The 16,387-nt window shown below is 67.0% G+C and carries 16 protein-coding genes and 1 tRNA gene; 12 read left to right on the top strand and 5 right to left on the bottom strand.

From position 1 onward, the window contains the following. Positions 1–9 precede the first annotated feature (9 nt). Complete coding sequence (locus ACE37B_RS18850; RefSeq protein WP_409924878.1) at positions 10–456, bottom strand: hypothetical protein; 447 nt, start codon at positions 454–456, stop codon at positions 10–12. Between ACE37B_RS18850 and ACE37B_RS18845 the strand changes: the two genes are divergently transcribed. Together ACE37B_RS18845 and holA are read left to right on the top strand one after the other, a co-directional pair. Next, positions 434–1,912 carry a ComEC/Rec2 family competence protein gene (locus tag ACE37B_RS18845; protein ID WP_409924877.1) on the top strand — a complete coding sequence of 493 codons (1,479 nt, stop codon included), beginning with the start codon at positions 434–436 and terminating at the stop codon, positions 1,910–1,912. The two genes, ACE37B_RS18850 and ACE37B_RS18845, sit on opposite strands and share 23 nt — an antisense overlap. A gap of 129 nt (positions 1,913–2,041) precedes the next feature. Continuing rightward, complete coding sequence (gene holA / locus ACE37B_RS18840) at positions 2,042–3,001, top strand: DNA polymerase III subunit delta (RefSeq protein ID WP_409924876.1); 960 nt, start codon at positions 2,042–2,044, stop codon at positions 2,999–3,001. Between the two features lie 90 nt (positions 3,002–3,091). Here the strand turns inward: holA and rpsT are convergent, their stop codons facing one another. Further along, complete coding sequence (gene rpsT, locus ACE37B_RS18835) at positions 3,092–3,343, bottom strand: 30S ribosomal protein S20 (protein WP_409924875.1); 252 nt, start codon at positions 3,341–3,343, stop codon at positions 3,092–3,094. 186 nt (positions 3,344–3,529) lie between these two features. Between rpsT and lepA the strand changes: the two genes are divergently transcribed. Continuing rightward, the gene (gene lepA, locus ACE37B_RS18830; protein ID WP_409924874.1) at positions 3,530–5,314 is read left to right on the top strand and encodes a translation elongation factor 4; all 1,785 of its coding nucleotides are present in this window, start codon (positions 3,530–3,532) and stop codon (positions 5,312–5,314) included. Positions 5,315–5,317: 3 nt separating this feature from the next. Here lepA and ACE37B_RS18825 read toward each other — a convergent pair whose 3' ends face one another. Continuing rightward, positions 5,318–6,148, bottom strand: a complete 831-nt coding sequence (locus ACE37B_RS18825; protein ID WP_409924873.1) for a GNAT family N-acetyltransferase — start codon at positions 6,146–6,148, stop codon at positions 5,318–5,320. A gap of 130 nt (positions 6,149–6,278) precedes the next feature. Here ACE37B_RS18825 and ACE37B_RS18820 point away from each other — a divergent pair, with 130 nt between their 5' ends. The 9 genes from ACE37B_RS18820 to ACE37B_RS18780 all read left to right on the top strand — a co-directional run bounded on the left by ACE37B_RS18820 (position 6,279) and on the right by ACE37B_RS18780 (position 14,087). After that, the gene (locus ACE37B_RS18820) at positions 6,279–7,658 is read left to right on the top strand and encodes a cryptochrome/photolyase family protein (RefSeq protein WP_409924872.1); all 1,380 of its coding nucleotides are present in this window, start codon (positions 6,279–6,281) and stop codon (positions 7,656–7,658) included. Between the two features lie 128 nt (positions 7,659–7,786). Further along, complete coding sequence (hrcA, locus tag ACE37B_RS18815; protein WP_409924871.1) at positions 7,787–8,782, top strand: heat-inducible transcriptional repressor HrcA; 996 nt, start codon at positions 7,787–7,789, stop codon at positions 8,780–8,782. Positions 8,783–8,866: 84 nt separating this feature from the next. Then, entirely contained in the window at positions 8,867–10,003 is a 1,137-nt protein-coding gene (dnaJ, locus tag ACE37B_RS18810) for a molecular chaperone DnaJ (RefSeq protein WP_409924870.1), read from the top strand. Positions 10,004–10,032: 29 nt separating this feature from the next. Then, a complete protein-coding gene (locus tag ACE37B_RS18805; protein ID WP_409924869.1) occupies positions 10,033–10,728 on the top strand; it encodes an RsmE family RNA methyltransferase in 696 nt (231 codons plus the stop codon). Between the two features lie 114 nt (positions 10,729–10,842). After that, complete coding sequence (locus ACE37B_RS18800; RefSeq protein ID WP_409924868.1) at positions 10,843–11,346, top strand: transcriptional regulator; 504 nt, start codon at positions 10,843–10,845, stop codon at positions 11,344–11,346. 56 nt (positions 11,347–11,402) lie between these two features. Further along, on the top strand, positions 11,403–12,488 hold the full coding sequence (gene hemW / locus ACE37B_RS18795) for a radical SAM family heme chaperone HemW (protein ID WP_409924867.1): 1,086 nt from the start codon (positions 11,403–11,405) through the stop codon (positions 12,486–12,488). Positions 12,489–12,565: 77 nt separating this feature from the next. Further along, positions 12,566–12,639 (top strand) — tRNA-Val (locus ACE37B_RS18790). Between the two features lie 128 nt (positions 12,640–12,767). After that, positions 12,768–13,346, top strand: a complete 579-nt coding sequence (locus ACE37B_RS18785) for an RNA polymerase sigma factor (protein WP_409924866.1) — start codon at positions 12,768–12,770, stop codon at positions 13,344–13,346. Positions 13,347–13,397: 51 nt separating this feature from the next. After that, on the top strand, positions 13,398–14,087 hold the full coding sequence (locus ACE37B_RS18780; protein WP_409924865.1) for an anti-sigma factor: 690 nt from the start codon (positions 13,398–13,400) through the stop codon (positions 14,085–14,087). Positions 14,088–14,141: 54 nt separating this feature from the next. On the opposite strand, the gene ACE37B_RS18775 is transcribed toward ACE37B_RS18780, so the two are convergent. Further along, complete coding sequence (locus tag ACE37B_RS18775; protein ID WP_409924864.1) at positions 14,142–15,026, bottom strand: alpha/beta hydrolase; 885 nt, start codon at positions 15,024–15,026, stop codon at positions 14,142–14,144. Positions 15,027–15,104: 78 nt separating this feature from the next. After that, positions 15,105–16,211, bottom strand: coding sequence for an acyl-CoA dehydrogenase family protein (locus ACE37B_RS18770; RefSeq protein WP_409924863.1), 1,107 nt, complete (start codon positions 16,209–16,211; stop codon positions 15,105–15,107). Positions 16,212–16,387 lie beyond the last annotated feature (176 nt).

Here is a 16,387-nt window from a genome sequence, read left to right as displayed (position 1 = left end):
GGGCCAGTGTCACCAGTCGACGATGGCGCCGATGCGAACGACGGCGATGCTCAACGCGACGGCGACGCCGACCCAGACGCCGCCCAACATCCACAGGTAGTGGCGCCAGAAATCGCTCCACGAGGCCATCGGATTGCGGGTCGCTCGGCGCGACGCGAGGAGCCCGATCAGCACCCACATCAGCCCCGAGGCTGCGACGGCCAACGGATAGATACCGCGGTCGCCGAACGGCGCCCCAACGGCCAGCAGCGCTGGCGCCCCGAAGTACCCGCCGACCAGACCGACCGGGCCGCTCCACGAGGCATCCGAGGCTTGTAGTGACACATAGCCGATCAGGCCCACCACGCCAGGAATCAGCAGGCCACACAGCGGCCCGAGCGTGCGAATGCGCGACCGATACCAGCGGGGCCCCTCGATGAGGTGGTACTCGACGATGGTGTCGCTCGACGGCGACACGACGGGACTGGGCGGGGGAGACGACACGCGAGCGTCACGCTACGCGATCGACCCCGCCGATGATCGGCATCACCATGTCACGACGCCGCAGATGGTGCTCGTGGCGATCGTCACGGTCGTCGGTGTGTGGTCGGGCGACCTCGCCGTCGCAGCCGTCATCTCGATTGCGGGAGCGGCGCTCGTCGGGCGCCGTTGGTTGGCGATCGTACTGGTGCTGGCAGCGGTCGCCGGGGTGCTGCGCAGCGATCAGGCGTGGGCGTCACTCGCTCCCGATCAGCTCGGCTCGTACCAAGGGTGGGCTCGGGTGATCGACGACCCTCAGCCGTACCCGTCCAGCACCCGGATCATCATCGAGATCGATGGTGAGCGCTTCGAGATCTGGGCGCGAGGTCGCGCGCAGCGGTCGCGAATCGCCTCGTGGCGCGGCGGAGAGTGGGTGGCCGTGAGCGGCGAGCGGGAGGCGCTCGACGCGCAGCGAGCGCGACGCGTCGCCTGGCAGCACGTCGTCGGTGAGTTCGCCATCGAGTGGGCGAGCGACGTCCACCCGGGCGGCCCTGTGGCGCGTGCGTCGAATCGGGTCCGCGCGGCGATCGAGCGAGCCGCAATGGAGCTACCCGGGTACGACGGCGCACTCTTTCGCGGCCTCGTCGTCGGCGACGATCGCGATCAGCCGAGTGAGATGATCGATCGTTTCCGGGCGAGCGGGCTGTCGCACCTCACCGCCGTGTCCGGGCAGAACGTGTCGTTTCTGTTGGCGGCGAGTGGGCCGGTGCTCCGGCGCCTTCGTCCTTGGGGCCGATGGGCTGCGAGCGTGGCGTTGATCGCATGGTTCGTGGCGTTGACACGCTTCGAGCCCTCGATCGTGCGCGCCGGGGTCATGGCCGGGCTGTCCGCCACGGCCTTCGTGTTGGGTCGCGATCGCGCCCCGGTACGAATTCTGGCGGTCGCGGTCGCCGCGCTGGTCCTCGTCGATCCGCTGCTGGTCTGGTCGATCGGATTCTGGTTGTCGGTCGGTGCGACCCTCGGGGTGAGCGGCGCCGGGCCATGGATCGCCGAGCGCCTCTCGGTGTTCGACCGCACCCGGCTGTTCGCGCTGCCGATCGGAGTCACGCTCGGCGCTCAGCTCGGCGTGGTGCTCCCGAGCGTGCTCGTGTTCGGTCGGTTGCCGCTGGTGAGCATCCCCGCCAACTTGTTGGCGGTTCCCGTGGCCGGCGCCGTCATGTTGTACGGGATGCCAGCTGGGCTGCTCTCCGGCTGGATCCCGGCCATCGCTCCGGTCGTGATGTTTCCGGCACGGCTGGGTACCCGCTGGGTCGACACCATCGCGACCATCGCCGCAGCGATCGAGCCCGACCCTCCGGCGCAGTTCGTCGGCTGGGGGTTCGTTACGGCTGCGGTCGCCGGGCTGATGATCGTCGGTCGTCGGCGGCGCGGCCCCGAACCCACCTCGCGGTGACCGGTCGACGGTGTGTGCGCCGAGCGCCGATGACGCCCACACGGCGAGGATGGCCGTCGTCCCCCGACGAGTTCGGCGGCGGTGAGCAGCGAGCGTGGCGATCCGGCGGTCGGCGACGATACTGAGGCGATGGCGAACTATCTCGTGACCGGTGACGACGAGTCCTTGGTCCGCTCCGCCGTGTCAGCTCTCGTGCACCAGTTGGTCGGTGACGGAGATCGTTCGATGATGGTCGACGAGTTCGACGGCGACGAGTACGAACTCCGAGTGGTCGTCGACGCGGCACAGACGCCTCCGTTCCTGACCGACAAGCGTGTCGTGGTCGCTCGGTCGGTCAGCCGGTTCAACGCCGACGACCTTCCAGGGTTGCTGGCGTACCTCGCCAACCCGCTGGAGAGTTCCGACCTCGTCCTCGCCGAAGGAGGCGACGGGCGGATGTCGAAGAAGATCGTCGACGCGGTCAAGCAGAGCGGCTCGGTGACAGCGACAGGCCCGCCCAAGAAGGCCGGTGACCGCCAGACGTGGATCCGTGACCAGATCGCTGCCGCCGGCGTGCAACTCGAACCGCAGGCGGTGTCTCGTCTCGTCGACTGGCTCGGCGAAGAACCTGCACGCCTCGACGGGGTGCTCGCCACCCTGCGCGGAGCGTTCGGTGAGGGCGTCCGCTTGTCGGTCGCGGACCTCGAGCCGTTTCTCGGGGAAGCGGGCGGCGTGCCGCCGTGGGACTTCACCGACGCGATCAGCGACGGCAACACGTCGAAAGCGCTGGCGCTCCTGGGTCGAATGGTGCACGGCGGCAAACGCCATCCGCTGCAGATCATGTCGACGCTGCACAGCCACTATTCGAGCATCGCTCGACTCGATGGGGCCAACGCTCGAACCGAGCAGGACGCGATGGCGGCAACCGGGATCAAATCTCCGTTCCCGGCGAAGAAGGCGCTGCAGAACTATCGCAAGCTCGGACCCGACAGCACGAAACGGGCGATCCAGCTCCTGGCGCAGGCCGACCTCGATCTGCGTGGTGCAAGAGATCTCGACGCCGAGTTGGTCATGGAAGTACTCGTCGCCCGCCTCTCGAAGCTGCGCTGAGCGCGGCGTACCCCGACCAGGGCCGAACATTCGGGGCCGAAAACGACGAAAAGCGCCGCTCGAAAGCGGCGCTCCGAGTCGTCGGCCCGTTCAGCTGGCGCTGGACTGAAGCTGCTTCACCAAGCGGCTCTTCTTGCGGGCCGCGGTGTTCTTGTGGATGATGCCCTTGCTGGCAGCGCTGTCGATGCGCTTGACCGCAGCTCGCGCAGCTTCGCCGGTCGGATCGCCCTCGGCGAGTGCGGCCTTGACGCGGGTGCGGATCTCGGCGCGCACCATCTTGTTGCGCTCCTGGGACTTGGCGTTGGTGAGAATGCGCTTCTTCTGGCTCTTGATGTTTGCCATCTGTTTCCTCGGTGCTCTTTCGTCGATCGTGCGGGCGGCTCAGGTGATGCGGTGACCCGCCTCGAACAGCCGTGCAACTCTATCGGCGCCCGGTGAGGCGTCCAACAACGCGCCCTGAGCTCGAACGCGACGTTCGCGCGCACGAGCCCCTGGTTGATCGTGGCCACCGGCATACTGGTGGCGCCTATGGAGCTCGACCGCATCCGCAACTTCTCGATCATCGCACACATCGACCATGGCAAGTCGACGCTGTCCGATCGCATCCTCGAGATCACCGGAGCGGTCCAGTCGCGTGACATGAAGGCCCAGTACCTCGATTCGATGGACCTCGAACGCGAGCGTGGCATCACGATCAAGGCGCAGAACGTGCGGGTTCCCTGGAAGGATCATGTCTTCCACCTGATCGACACCCCCGGCCACGTCGACTTCGGCTACGAGGTCAGCCGGTCGCTCGCGGCGTGCGAAGGCGTCGTGCTCGTGGTCGACGCCGCGCAGGGCATCGAAGCGCAGACGCTGGCGAACTGCTATCTCGCGCTCGAACACGACCTCGAGATCGTGGCGGTGCTCAACAAGATCGATCTGCCTGCCGCTGACGTGCAGCGGTACGCCGGCGAGATCGAGACGATCCTCGGTATCCCCCGCGAAGAGATCATCCCGATGTCTGCCAAGACGGGTGTGGGCGTGCCCGAGTTGCTCGACGCCATCATCGAGCGGATCCCGGCACCGAGCGGCGACCGCGACGCTCCACTGCAGGGCCTGATCTTCGATTCGCAGTTCGATCAGTACCGAGGCGTTGTCTCCAGCATCCGCATCATGAACGGCGTGTTGGACTCGGGCGCGAAGCTCGAGTTCATGCAGGCGGGGGCCACCCACGAGGCGATCGAGATCGGCACCCGGAACCCCGTCCCGACGCCGGTCAAGCGTCTCGGTCCGGGCGAGGTCGGTTACCTCATCGCCGGCATCAAAGACGTCGGCGACGCGAAGTCGGGAGAAACGGTCACGACCGCATCGGGCGGAGCGACGGTGGCGCTCGAGGGCTACCGCGAGCCGAAACCGATGGTGTTCTCCGGGCTGTTTCCGATCGACGGTGACGACTTCGAGCAGCTCCGCGAGTCGCTGGAGAAACTCAAGCTCAACGACGCGTCGATCATGTACACGCCGGAGTCGTCTGGCGCATTGGGGTTCGGCTTCAGGTGCGGGTTTCTCGGTCTGTTGCACATGGAGATCGTCAAGGAACGTCTCGAGCGTGAGTTCGGGCTGGCGCTGATCGCCACCGCGCCGAGCGTCGAGTACCGCGTCACGACCACGGCGGGCGAGGAGATCCTGGTCGACAACCCCGCTGACCTCCCCGAAGCCCAGAAGATCGACGGGATCGAGGAGCCGTACTTCAAGCTGTCGATCATCACGCCCGCCGAGTACGCCGGGCCCTTGATGGACCTGTGCCAGAGCCGTCGTGGCGAGATGAAGAAGATGGAATATCTCTCGCCCGAGCGGATGGAACTGGTCTACGAGGTACCGCTCGCCGAGGTGGTCGTCGATTTCTTCGATCAGATGAAGTCGCGCACGAAGGGCTATGCCAGCCTCGACTACGAGCTGGCGGGCTATCGACGGTCGAACCTCGTCAAGGTCGATCTGCTGCTCAACGCGATTCCGGCCGACGCATTCTCCATGATCGTGCATCGCGACAGTGCCTACGCGTACGGCAACCGCATGTGCGAGAAGCTCAAAGAACTCATTCCTCGCCAGATGTTCGACGTCCCGATCCAGGCGGCGATCGGCGGCAAGATCATCGCTCGCGAAACGGTGAAGGCGCGTCGCAAAGACGTCACGGCGAAGTGCTACGGCGGCGACATCACCCGCAAACGCAAGCTGCTCGAGAAGCAGAAGGAAGGCAAGAAGAAGATGAAGTCGATCGGCCGGGTCGAAGTTCCCGGCGACGTCTTCATCAAGGCTTTGAAGCTCGACGACTGAATCTCACCCAGCACCCGAGACGGCCGAGATGCCAGAGTCGGGGCGGCGGGTCCACACCTGCTGGGTGTCGATCAGCGTGAGATCGACACGTTCGAGATTGCGCGTGGATGCGCCACCGGCAACCGCGGTTGCTGCGACGAACTCGGCACCGAGGTCCGTCGCCAGAGCGAGTCGGTGCTCCAGCAGCCGTCGTTGGAGCCCGCGGTTGCGAAGATCGGGCAGAGTTGCAGCGCCACCGAGCCAGCAGATTCGATCGAGGTACTGCAACGACCCGCAGGCAACTGGTGACCCCGCGAGTCGGGCGAGCAGGTCGACGGATCCGAGGACGGCGTGCGCGGCCAGGCCGTGTCGGTCCGACCGCGCCCGGGCCTGCGGTGTGACGACCCCGTTACCGCGGGCCAAGACGTCGAGCCAGTCGTGGAGGCTCGCGTCGTCCACGACACCGATGGACACTCCGGAGCCGGCGTCGAGGGGCGATTCGGGAAGCGATCGAACAGGCGCGGCCATGACGACGCGCTGCCAGTCGCGTTCGAAACCGAAGGTTCGCAGCAGGTGATCGGTGTTCGCGTCGGTGTTCGCTGTGACCTGGATCGACGGAGCGAGTCGCCGCTCGCTGAAGAAGGCGATGACCTCCACGACCTGGTTTCGGCTCAGGTGGTTCGCGGTGCACAGCAACCGGTTGACGAAGCCGTTCGATCCGAGCGAGACGATCATTCCATCCTCGACCGCATCGGACGTGGCCTCGTCATGGCCCTGCTGTCGCATCGATGCCGCGAGGAGCTGCGCGGCATGAGCCTCGGATCGGGCGAGACGACGACGAAGACCAGCGGTCACGACGGCGAGTGTGTCACGGACCCGAGACGACCGTTCTCCGTCGCTGGTTGGCTGCACCGCACCCGATCGTTCGATTCACCGACAGCCAGCCGGAGTGGCGGCAGCGCCCGCGTGACGGTACAACCGTGGGATGCAGCGTTCGGTCATGTGGTTCCGTCGAGATCTTCGCCTATCCGACAATCCGGCGCTGTTGGCCGCTGGTGCCGATGGCGACGAAGTCGTTCCGCTGTTCGTGGTCGATCCGACGTTTTCGTCATCGGGCGCCGTTCGGCTCGCGTACCTCCACGACGTGCTGAGCGCCCTCGACGACTCGATCCGTTCCGTGTCGGGAGCCGGGTTGGTGATTCGTCACGGTGACCCGACAGCGGTGGTCCCGGCGATCGCACACGAACTCGATGCGGCCGCGGTATTCGTCAGCCGTGACTACTCGCCGTACGGACGACGACGCGACCTCGCGGTCGCCGACGCGCTGCGCGGTTCGGGCCGAGAACTGCGAGGCATCGGGTCGCCGTACGCCGTCGCCCCGGGCGGGGTCACCAAGGGCGATGGCACGCCGTATGCGGTCTTCACGCCGTTCTCCAGGGTGTGGCGAAAGGTTGGATGGGACGCGCCGTTTCCGCATCCCGACGACGCGTTCCGCTGGAGAGGAGCCGGTACCGCCGTCGACGCAGAGCCCATGCCGAGCCGACCCGAGCCGGGCATCGAGTTGCCCTCGGCCGGGGAGGAAGCCGCGCAACGCCGCTGGCAGTCCTTCATCGAGACGCCGGGAGCCGCCGACGGGACGTTGCGATCGAGCGTCGAGGCGTACGACGATCTGCGTGACCGTCCGGCGCTGACGGGAACGAGTCACCTGTCGCCCGATCTCAAGTGGGGCACGATCCACCCTCGGACGTTGCTCGCCGATCTCGATGCGACCGGCGACGGCGGTCGCGGGCACACGGTGTTCTCGAGCGAGCTCGCGTGGCGAGACTTCTACGCCGACGTGCTCTTCCAGCGTCCGCACACGGCGTGGGAGAACCTCAACACCAAGTACGACGCGATGGTCGTCGACACCGATGCTGCGGCTCGCGAGCGCTTCGCTCGGTGGTGTCGAGGCGAAACCGGCTTCGGCATCGTGGACGCCGGGATGCGCCAGCTCGCGGCGACCGGGTGGATGCACAACCGCGTGCGGATGATCGTTGCGAGCTTCCTCGTGAAAGACCTCCACCTGCCGTGGCAGTGGGGCGCACGCTGGTTCATGCGGCATCTGATCGACGGTGACCTCGCCTCGAACAACCACGGGTGGCAGTGGGCTGCCGGGACCGGCACGGACGCCGCGCCGTACTTCCGAGTCTTCAACCCGACGACGCAGCAGCAGCGCTACGACCCGAGCGGTGAGTACGTGGCTCGATGGGTGGCGGAGGCGGTCGAGCCGATGCTGGATCACGCTGCCGAACGCGACGAAGCACTTCGGCGTCTCGACGCCGTCACGAGTGCGTCGCGCCGCTCCGACGGCGCCGCGCCGACGTGACGACGCAGTGCTTCGTGGCATTCGACGGGTCGTCTCCGACGTGTCCCACCGAGACTTCGACTCACCGTTGGCTTCGGATGCGTGCACAACTCCCGGCCGTGGCGAGGATTCACTACTCTGGAGAGACCATGTTGGACGACCGCAAGACCGCGATTCTCGCTGCCGTCGTGCAGGAGTACATCGCCACGGCGCAGCCTGTCGGTTCCGCGAGCATCGTTCGATCCGAGGTCGTCGACGTTTCGTCGGCGACGGTCCGAAACGAGTTGTCGGTGCTGGAGAAGGAGGGGTACCTCGTCCAGCCGCACACGTCGGCCGGTCGCATCCCGACCGATCGGGGGTACCGATACTTCGTCGATCACCTGACCACACCGGGTCGACTCGATCGCACCACGCAGCGTCAGGTCGGTGAGTTCTTCTCCGCCGCGCACGGTCGCCTCGAAGAGATCCTCCACCAGACCTCCAACCTGCTCGCCGACCTGACGCACAGCGCTGCAGTCGTGGTCGGCCCGCGAGCCGAAGCGGTCGCGGTTCGCAGCGTGCAGATCGTCGGTCTCACCGACTCGCTGGCGACCGTGGTCGTCGTGCTCGCCAACGGCACCGTGGAGAACACGACCGTCGAACTGCTCGACGTCGATGACGAAGCGCGTATCTCGTCGGCAGCGGCGCACCTGTCGCTGCAGCTCGCCGGATCGGTCCTCGGTGAGGTTCGCTCGATCGGCACCAGTGGCGACTCCGACACCGATCGCCTCTGCACGGCGTCGTTGACGGCGATCCAGTCGGTCGCGAGCGCCGATCACGTCTACACCGGCGGGGCCTCCGAGGTGGCCCGCGCCTTCGACGCGGTCGAGGTGGTGCGCTCGGTGCTGCACACGCTCGAGCAACAGTTCGTCGTGGTGTCGCTGGTGTCCGACATCGTCAACCGCGGGATGTCGGTGGCGATCGGAGTCGAGCACGGTGTCGAACCGCTCTCGGCGTGCTCGGTCGTCGTGTCCCCGGTCGTCGTCGACGGCGAGCATCTCGGTTCGGTCGGCGTGCTCGGCCCGACCCGGATGAACTATCCCCAGGCGCTGGCGACCGTCGACATCGTGAGCGAGCAGCTCGCGCACCGAATCGACGAGGGGTGAGCGTGCCGGTCGATGGCGGTCGCGTCGTGACGGGCATTGCTCGTCGCCCGGAATCGTTCGATTCACGGCATCCTGTGACCTGTCATGGCTGACTACTACGACCTGTTGGGCGTGTCCCGCTCGGCCTCCGCCGAGGAGATCAAGAAGGCGTACCGCAAGCGCGCCCGCGAGTTCCATCCCGATGCGAACCCCGGCGACGATTCGGCGGCGGAGAGGTTCAAGGAGGTCTCGCAGGCCTACCAGGTGTTGTCCGACGACCAGCAACGTGCCCGCTACGACCAATTCGGTGAGGCCGGTGTGCGCAACGGTGGCGGCGGCGCGTCGGCCGACGACCTGTTCGGCGGCGGCATCGGCGACATCTTCGACGCGTTCTTCGGAGGCCAGGGCAGCCCGTTCGGTGGGGGCGGTGGCCGCCAGCGGGGTCCGGCCGGTCCGCCGCGCGGCCAAGACGTCGAAGCGATCGCCGACATCGATTTCGTGCACGCCGTGTTCGGCGGCGAGATCACGGTCGAGCTCAAGCTGCCCGTCACGTGCGACACCTGTGAGGGCTCGGGTGCCGGCGCGAACACCAAGCCGGTGACGTGCAGTGAATGCAATGGCGCCGGACAGGTGCAGCGCGTGCGCCAGAGTCTGCTCGGGCAGATGGTCACGGCCACCACATGTGGACGTTGCGGCGGTCTCGGCGAGATCATCACGACACCGTGCGAGACCTGTCGGGGCGAAGGCCGGGTCACGGCCGATACCTCGTACCAGGTCGACGTCCCGGCCGGTGTCGACACCGGCTCGACGCTTCGGCTCACCGGCCGCGGCGCGGTCGGACCTCGAGGTGGCCGGCCCGGCGACCTGTACGTGCATTTGCGGGTCCGTCCCGATGAGCAGTACGTCCGAGAGGGTGACGATCTCGTCACCGAGGTGACCGTGTCGTTCGCTCAGGCGGCGCTCGGCACGTCGCTGAAGCTCGAGACGCTCGACGGTACCGAAGATCTCGTGGTGCCCGCCGGCACGCAGCCGGGTCGGGAGTTCGTGCTGCGTCAGCGTGGCGTGCCGCGCTTGCAAGGACGCGGTCGTGGCGACCTGATCGCTCGGTTGCGCGTCGACATCCCCACGAAGCTGTCCGATGCGGAAGTCGACCTGCTCACCACCTATGCCAAGGGTCGCGGCGAGACGGTCGGCAACGGGAAAGAGGGCATCTTCTCTCGGATCAAGTCGGCGTTCTCCTGACACATTTGGATCAGACGGGTGCCGGCGAGGTGAACATCGACGACGCGCTGCGCCGCTCGTCGGCGCACATCCTCATCGAATCGGGCCACGCGCTGGCCGACGACCTGGTCCTCGACAGCGACACCGAGCATCATCTGGCCCGGGTGCTGCGGCTGTCGAGCGGCGAGGACGTCACCGTGACCGACGGTGCTGGCCGATGGCGCTCGTACCGGTCGACGGTCACCGGGTCGGCGGTGTCGCTCTCGGCAGCGAGCGACATTCACGGCGTCGCCCGTCGCGAACCGCTCCTCGAGATAGCGACGGCGATTCCCAAGGGTGACCGGGTGGAGTGGCTGGTGCAGAAGGCCACCGAGATCGGGGTCGACCGGATCTGCCTGCTGCATGCGGAGCGATCGGTCGTGCGATGGAAAGCGGATCGATCCACCAAGCAGTTGGTCCGGCTGCAGAAGATCGCCGACGAGGCGCTGCGTCAATGCCGTCGAACGTGGCGCGTCGAGGTTGTTGGTCCGATCGATGCGAGTTCGGTACTCGCCGAGTTCGCGGTCGCCGAGCCAGGCGGCCGCCCGCTGTCGACGATCGATCGTCGCCTCGCGATCGGCCCCGAGGGTGGGTGGAGCGATGGCGAACTCGCAGTTGCGGCTGCTCGTGTGCAGTTGACCCCTCACGTTCTGCGCACCGAGACGGCCGTCGTCGCTGCTGCGACGCTCGCCGTCCACCTCGCCTGATCGGACGGTGCGTACTGGATTCGCGCGGCGCGACTGCGTAGAGTGGTCGGCCGCCGCTTGTTGCGATGGCAACCACGGCCGACAGCAGCCCTCTCAACCCCAGGCGGAACCACCATGGTCACCTTCGACGAAGACGCACCCTCGGCCTACAGTCGTCAGGTCGGCGATCGTTTGCGTGTCATTCGCAAGCAGAAGCGGCTCTCGTTGCAAGAGGTCGAAGCGCAGTCGGAGCAGGAGTTCAAGGCGTCGGTGCTTGGCGCGTACGAGCGCGGCGAGCGGGCGTTGTCGGTGCCGCGTCTGGACCGACTGTCGCAGTTCTACAACGTGCCGATCGAGCAGTTGCTGCCCCGCGAGGTCACCGGATCCGAAGCGGCAGCGATCGAGTCGCCGATCAACAAGAAACTCGCCATCGACGTCACCAAACTGATGCAGCTCAGCGGCTCGCCGTTCGAGATGCTCGCTCGGTACCTCCGGCTGATCCAAGTGCAGCGTCAGGACTTCAACGGTCGGGTCATCACGGTGCGCGGCGACGACACGCGGGCCATCGCGGCGATGCTCGATGTCCCGGTCGACCAGGTCGGCGATCGCCTCGCAGCGCTCGACCTGCTGTTCGTCTGATCTGGCCGATCACTTCTCGGGCGCTCCCTGCTGGTTGCCGTCCGTAGCGTGTCGCCATGACCCGCGCAGCCTTTGGCGTGTACGTACACATCCCGTTCTGCGCGTCGAAGTGTGACTACTGCGCATTTGCGACCTGGACCGATCGAGCGCATCTGGTCGACGCCTACGTCGACGCGCTCGACTCCGAGATTCGACGAGCGGTTGCCGACGGCCTGCCCGTCGCCGACAGCGTGTTCGTCGGGGGCGGCACACCGACGCTCGTCGACCCGGCCGCATTGGCGCAGGTGATCGCCTCGATCCCGATCGCCGACGACGCCGAGGTCACCGTCGAGTGCAATCCCGACGACGTCACCATCGACATGCTGCGGACATATCGCGCTGGCGGGGTCAATCGGGTGAGCATCGGCGTGCAGTCGATGTCGCCGCACGTGCTGGCAGCGCTCGGACGTACCCACGACATCGACAATGTCGCTCGTGCGGTCGACGCCGTGCGGGCGGCCGAGTTGCCGACGTTCAACCTCGACCTGATCTACGGCGCCGCCGGCGAGTCGTTCGCCGACTGGGCGGAGACGCTCGACCGAGCGCTCGAACTCGATCCGCCGCACGTGTCGGCATACGGGCTCACCGTCGAGGCCGGGACACCGCTCGCGTCGCAGCCCGACCGGCACCCCGACGACGACGATCAAGCCGACAAGTACGAACACGCCGACGAGGTCCTGTCCGCTCGCGGGCTCCTCAACTACGAAGTCTCGAACTGGGCGAGGCCGGGCCACGAATCGGCTCACAACTTTCTGTATTGGAGACAGTGCGACTACCGCGGGTTCGGGTGCGCTGCCCACTCCCACGCGGCCGGTCGTCGCTGGTGGAACGTGCGCACACCCGATCGCTACATCGATCTCGTGGCATCGAACGAGTCGCTGGAAGCATCGTCGGAAACGCTCGACGCAGCGACCCGCCGGCTCGAACGACTCCAGTTGCTGATGCGAACGCGCGACGGAATCGATCGGTCGAATTTCGACGCGGCAACCCTGGAACTCTTGTCCGAGCACCTGGTCGCCCATCACGACGATCCGACCCGCGTCGTGCTCACCCGGTCGGGTCGACTGATGGCCAACGACATCGCGATGCGACTCCTGACGTGAAACTCGCGAGACCGCAGTGTCGTGTCGGGTCGGGCGTGGTGGCGGGCCGAGATGCTGGTAGCGTTGCGCTCCGCTGAGGGCGCATAGCTCAGTTGGTTAGAGTACCTGCATGACACGCAGGGGGTCGGGGGTTCGAATCCCTCTGTGCCCACGGAAGCCCCGCTTCGATCGCTGATCGGGCGGGGTTTCGTCTTTTTCGTCTCGACCGGGTGAGCTGGCGATGCGATGCCGAGCAGCGCCATCGGTTCGAGGGCGTCGATGCAATACGCTGAACGTTTCGTGCAGGAATTTCGCCCCGCCAGCGTCGTCGCCGATGACACCGAGCTCGCCCATGCTCTCCGCGCCGGCGATGACGATGCCGTCCGTGAGCTCGTTCGCCGCTATGGCGGGCCTGTGTTCGTCACGGCGGTGCGTGTGCTCGGCGACCGTGCGCTGGCCGACGAGGCCACGCGGCAGACCTTCGTGCACGCTTGGCGGGGGAGTGACCGCTTCGAGCCAGGAAGTGATTTCGGGCCGTGGTTGGCGGCGATTGCTCGGCGTTGCGCGCTCGACATCGGTGGCCGCGACCAACCCGGCGACGATGACAGTGGGGCCACGCTGGCCGACTCCCGTCCCATGGATCTCAGCGTCACGGAGGCGGAGACCCTCTGGAGTGTTCGGCGGGCGATCGAGGCGCTCGACCACGACGAACGCGACGTCGTTCGACTGGCACACCTCGAGGGCCGCTCGCATTCCGAGATCGCCGACTTGCGAGGTCTTTCGATCGGTGTGATCAACGCACGGTCGTATCGGTCGCATCGCCGCCTCGTGAACCGGCTCGGCCACCTGCGTGATCTCCAGGAAGAGGACCCGAGATGAGCGTGTTCGCGGTGCGCGGCCAACACGACACAACGGGTTCAGGACGCAGCCATGACTGATCGGCCGACGGAGTTCGACCAGATGGAGATCGATCCGTACGCCGATGACGACGGTCGGATCGGCGTCAGCTTCGACGCTGAGGTCGGCCTACACGTGGCAGCGCTCCTCGGCGATGCGGTCAGCTGGCTCGAACCCAGCGACGACCTCGGCGATGCGGTGGTCGCGCGGATCAAGGCGGAGATGTCCGAGGCGGCGACTGCCGCTGCGCCGCTCGATGCCGAGGAGGGCGTCGCACCAGTCTCCCGGCGGCGCACGGCCACGCCCGCCATCATCGGCGTCGCCGCGGGGTTGATGCTGCTCTTCGTCGGCATCCTCGCACTGAGTGCGATCAGCGGCGCGCCCGAAGCGCCCGCGGTCGCGATCGACCTGGTGCCGACTGGCGAAATCCTCGACGTGGAGGGTTCGATCGAGATCACCGAAACGTCATCAGGCCTGCGTGTCGACCTCGACGCCGCGTCGCTGCCGCGCCGTGCCAGCGGGGACTTCTACGAGGGATGGCTGCGACTCGACGACGGCCGCGTCGTGCCCATCGGCACCTTCAACGAAGGGGCCGATGTCACCTTGTGGGCGGGCGTCGACCTCGAACGGGTCGACGAGTTGACGATCAGCCTCGGTACCGCAGCCGACGCCTCGGCTCCTGGGGCTTCTGGTCGCGTGGTGTTCAAGGTCGACCTTCCCTGACGGGTGACGACGCTGACCGCTGGTGTGCCGGATGGTGTGGTCTCGGTCGGGTCGTCAGTGCCACGGGTCGGCGATCAGGGCATCGCGAACGGCGGCGGTGACGAGCGAGGCCCCCTCGGAGCTCAACAGCACCGTGTAATGGTTGAGGCCGTCGGCGACGATCCAGCGGTGTTGTGGCGCTCGCGTGACCGCGTCGGCGTCGATGAGCGGCGGGGGAGCGCCGTTCAGCCCGAGCGTTGCTCGGATGACCGTCGTCGGACCTCGGCGCGCATCGAGGAGCCCGCGGACCTCATCGTCGGCGAGAAGCTCGCGCCCGTCATGGCGAACCGCTTCTTCGTTGACGGCGGTTCGGAATCCGCCGTCGACCTCGATGAGATCGGCGAGCAGATTCCGCTCCAGGTCGATCGAGATCCCGTCGGCGAAGGCCGGGTGTTGCGACCACATCGTGTGATACGACACGCGATCCGACCACACCCGACGGAGTCGTTCGATGGCGGGGCCCAGCGTGGTGTCGAGCGCATCGTCGACGGCAACGCCCTCGGGCACCGTCAGGCGGCTGCCGCCGTCGACGAGGACGAGATGTCCGGTCGCATCCGGGTGGAGCGCTGCGGTCATCAACGCGACGTAGCAGCCCATCGAATGGCCAACGAGGGTGACGGGACCGCCCAGTTGTGCCAAGACGGCGGCGACGTCGTCGGCGTGGGCCCGCATCCCGAACGGGCCGGGGTGGTCGTACGCGGAGCCGCGGCCGCGGAGGTCGAGCGCCACGAGATGGGCGGAACCAGCGAGGTGATGGGCGAGCGGATCGAAGTGCCAGGCGTTGGCGGTGATGCCGTGGAGCGCCACCACGGTCGGGGCGCCGTCGATGCCGGCCCAGCGCAGCGCGCCGATCGGCCCGTCCGCACCGGCGAAGTGGAGGTGGTCGGGAGGTCTCGGCACCTCGAGAAGGCTACCCAGCGCGTTCGCCGTACGCCGAGAGCGGTCGACCGGGTGGCGCAGTTCCGTCGGGCAACCGGGTCAGCGCGGTTCGCGCGGCAGGCCGAGCACGCGTTCGCCGAGGATGTTGCGCATGATGTTCGAGGTGCCGCCCATGATCGTGTAGGCCGGGTCGTAGGCGAGCCCCTTGCCGATGTCGTCCCACAGCATCGCATCGGGGCCGAGTGTGGCGGCGACGAACGCGGCGACGCGCTGTTCGTGCTCGGTGCAGAAGCACTTCGTCGCTGCGGAGAAACCGGCGGGCGCCTGGCGCAGGACCTCGCGGGTCACGAGGATACGACCGAGGACATAACCGGTCTCGATACGTGCCATCTCCTGGCGCACTCGTGGATCGTCGCGCTCGGCGCGCTCTTTGGCGATCTCGTACAACGCTTGGTTCGACACGAGCCGGTCGATCCCGCCACGCTCGTGTTCGAGTTGAGCCATCGTCTGCTTGAATGCGTTGCCTTCGACGCCGACCAGATTCTCGACCGGGACGCGCACGTCGCTGAACCACACCTCGCAGAAGTGACGGTTCGTCGTCATGTCCTTGATCGGACGAACCTCGATGCCGGGCGTGTCCATGGGCACGATCACCTCGCTGATACCTCGATGCGGCGGTCCGTCCGAGGAGGTGCGGCAGATGAGATAGCAGTAGTCGGCGAGTTCGCCGAACGATGTCCAGATCTTCTGGCCGTTGATCACGAAGTCGTCACCGTCGCGGAGTGCGGTGGTGGCCAGGGATGCGAGGTCGGAGCCGGCATCGGGCTCGGACATCCCGATACACCAGGTGGTTTCGCCAGCGAGCATCTTCGGGAGGAACTCCGCTTGCTGATCGGCGGTCCCGTACTTGATGAGCGTCGGCCCCATCTGGCGATCAGCGAACCAGATCGCGGCGACCGGTGCGCCAGCGGCGATCAACTCCTCGCCCACGATCAAGCGATTGATGTCGGGCTGACCGCCGCCTCCGAACTCGGTCGGCCACGTCATGCCGACCCACCCGAGCGCGCCCATCTCGCGTGCGAACTCCTTGGAGAAGCCGTTGATCCACGAGTCGTTGTGCCGTCCGTAGCGGGCGACTGCCTCGGCGCCGACCTGGCGGGCCTGCTCTCGAAGCGCCTGCTGCTCTGGGGTCCAGGTGAAGTCCATCGGGGGTCAGCGTAGGGGTCGTCGGCGTCGCGCTCCAGATCGTGCGAGGCGAGGTCTTGGTCGGCGCTCGTTGCGCGCTATGGTGTAGACAAGTAGCAGACAAGTTGTGTGGCGGTTCGCTCGGCGACGCCGCCAGCACGTCCGCTTGAATCCGTCCCGAAGCCAGTCCGAACCAC

Source organism: Ilumatobacter sp. (genome assembly GCF_046290335.1).
Lineage (GTDB): Bacteria > Actinomycetota > Acidimicrobiia > Acidimicrobiales > Ilumatobacteraceae > Ilumatobacter_A.
Note: the sequence above shows the minus strand (reverse complement) of the source record. Positions and strands in the feature narration are given on the sequence as shown.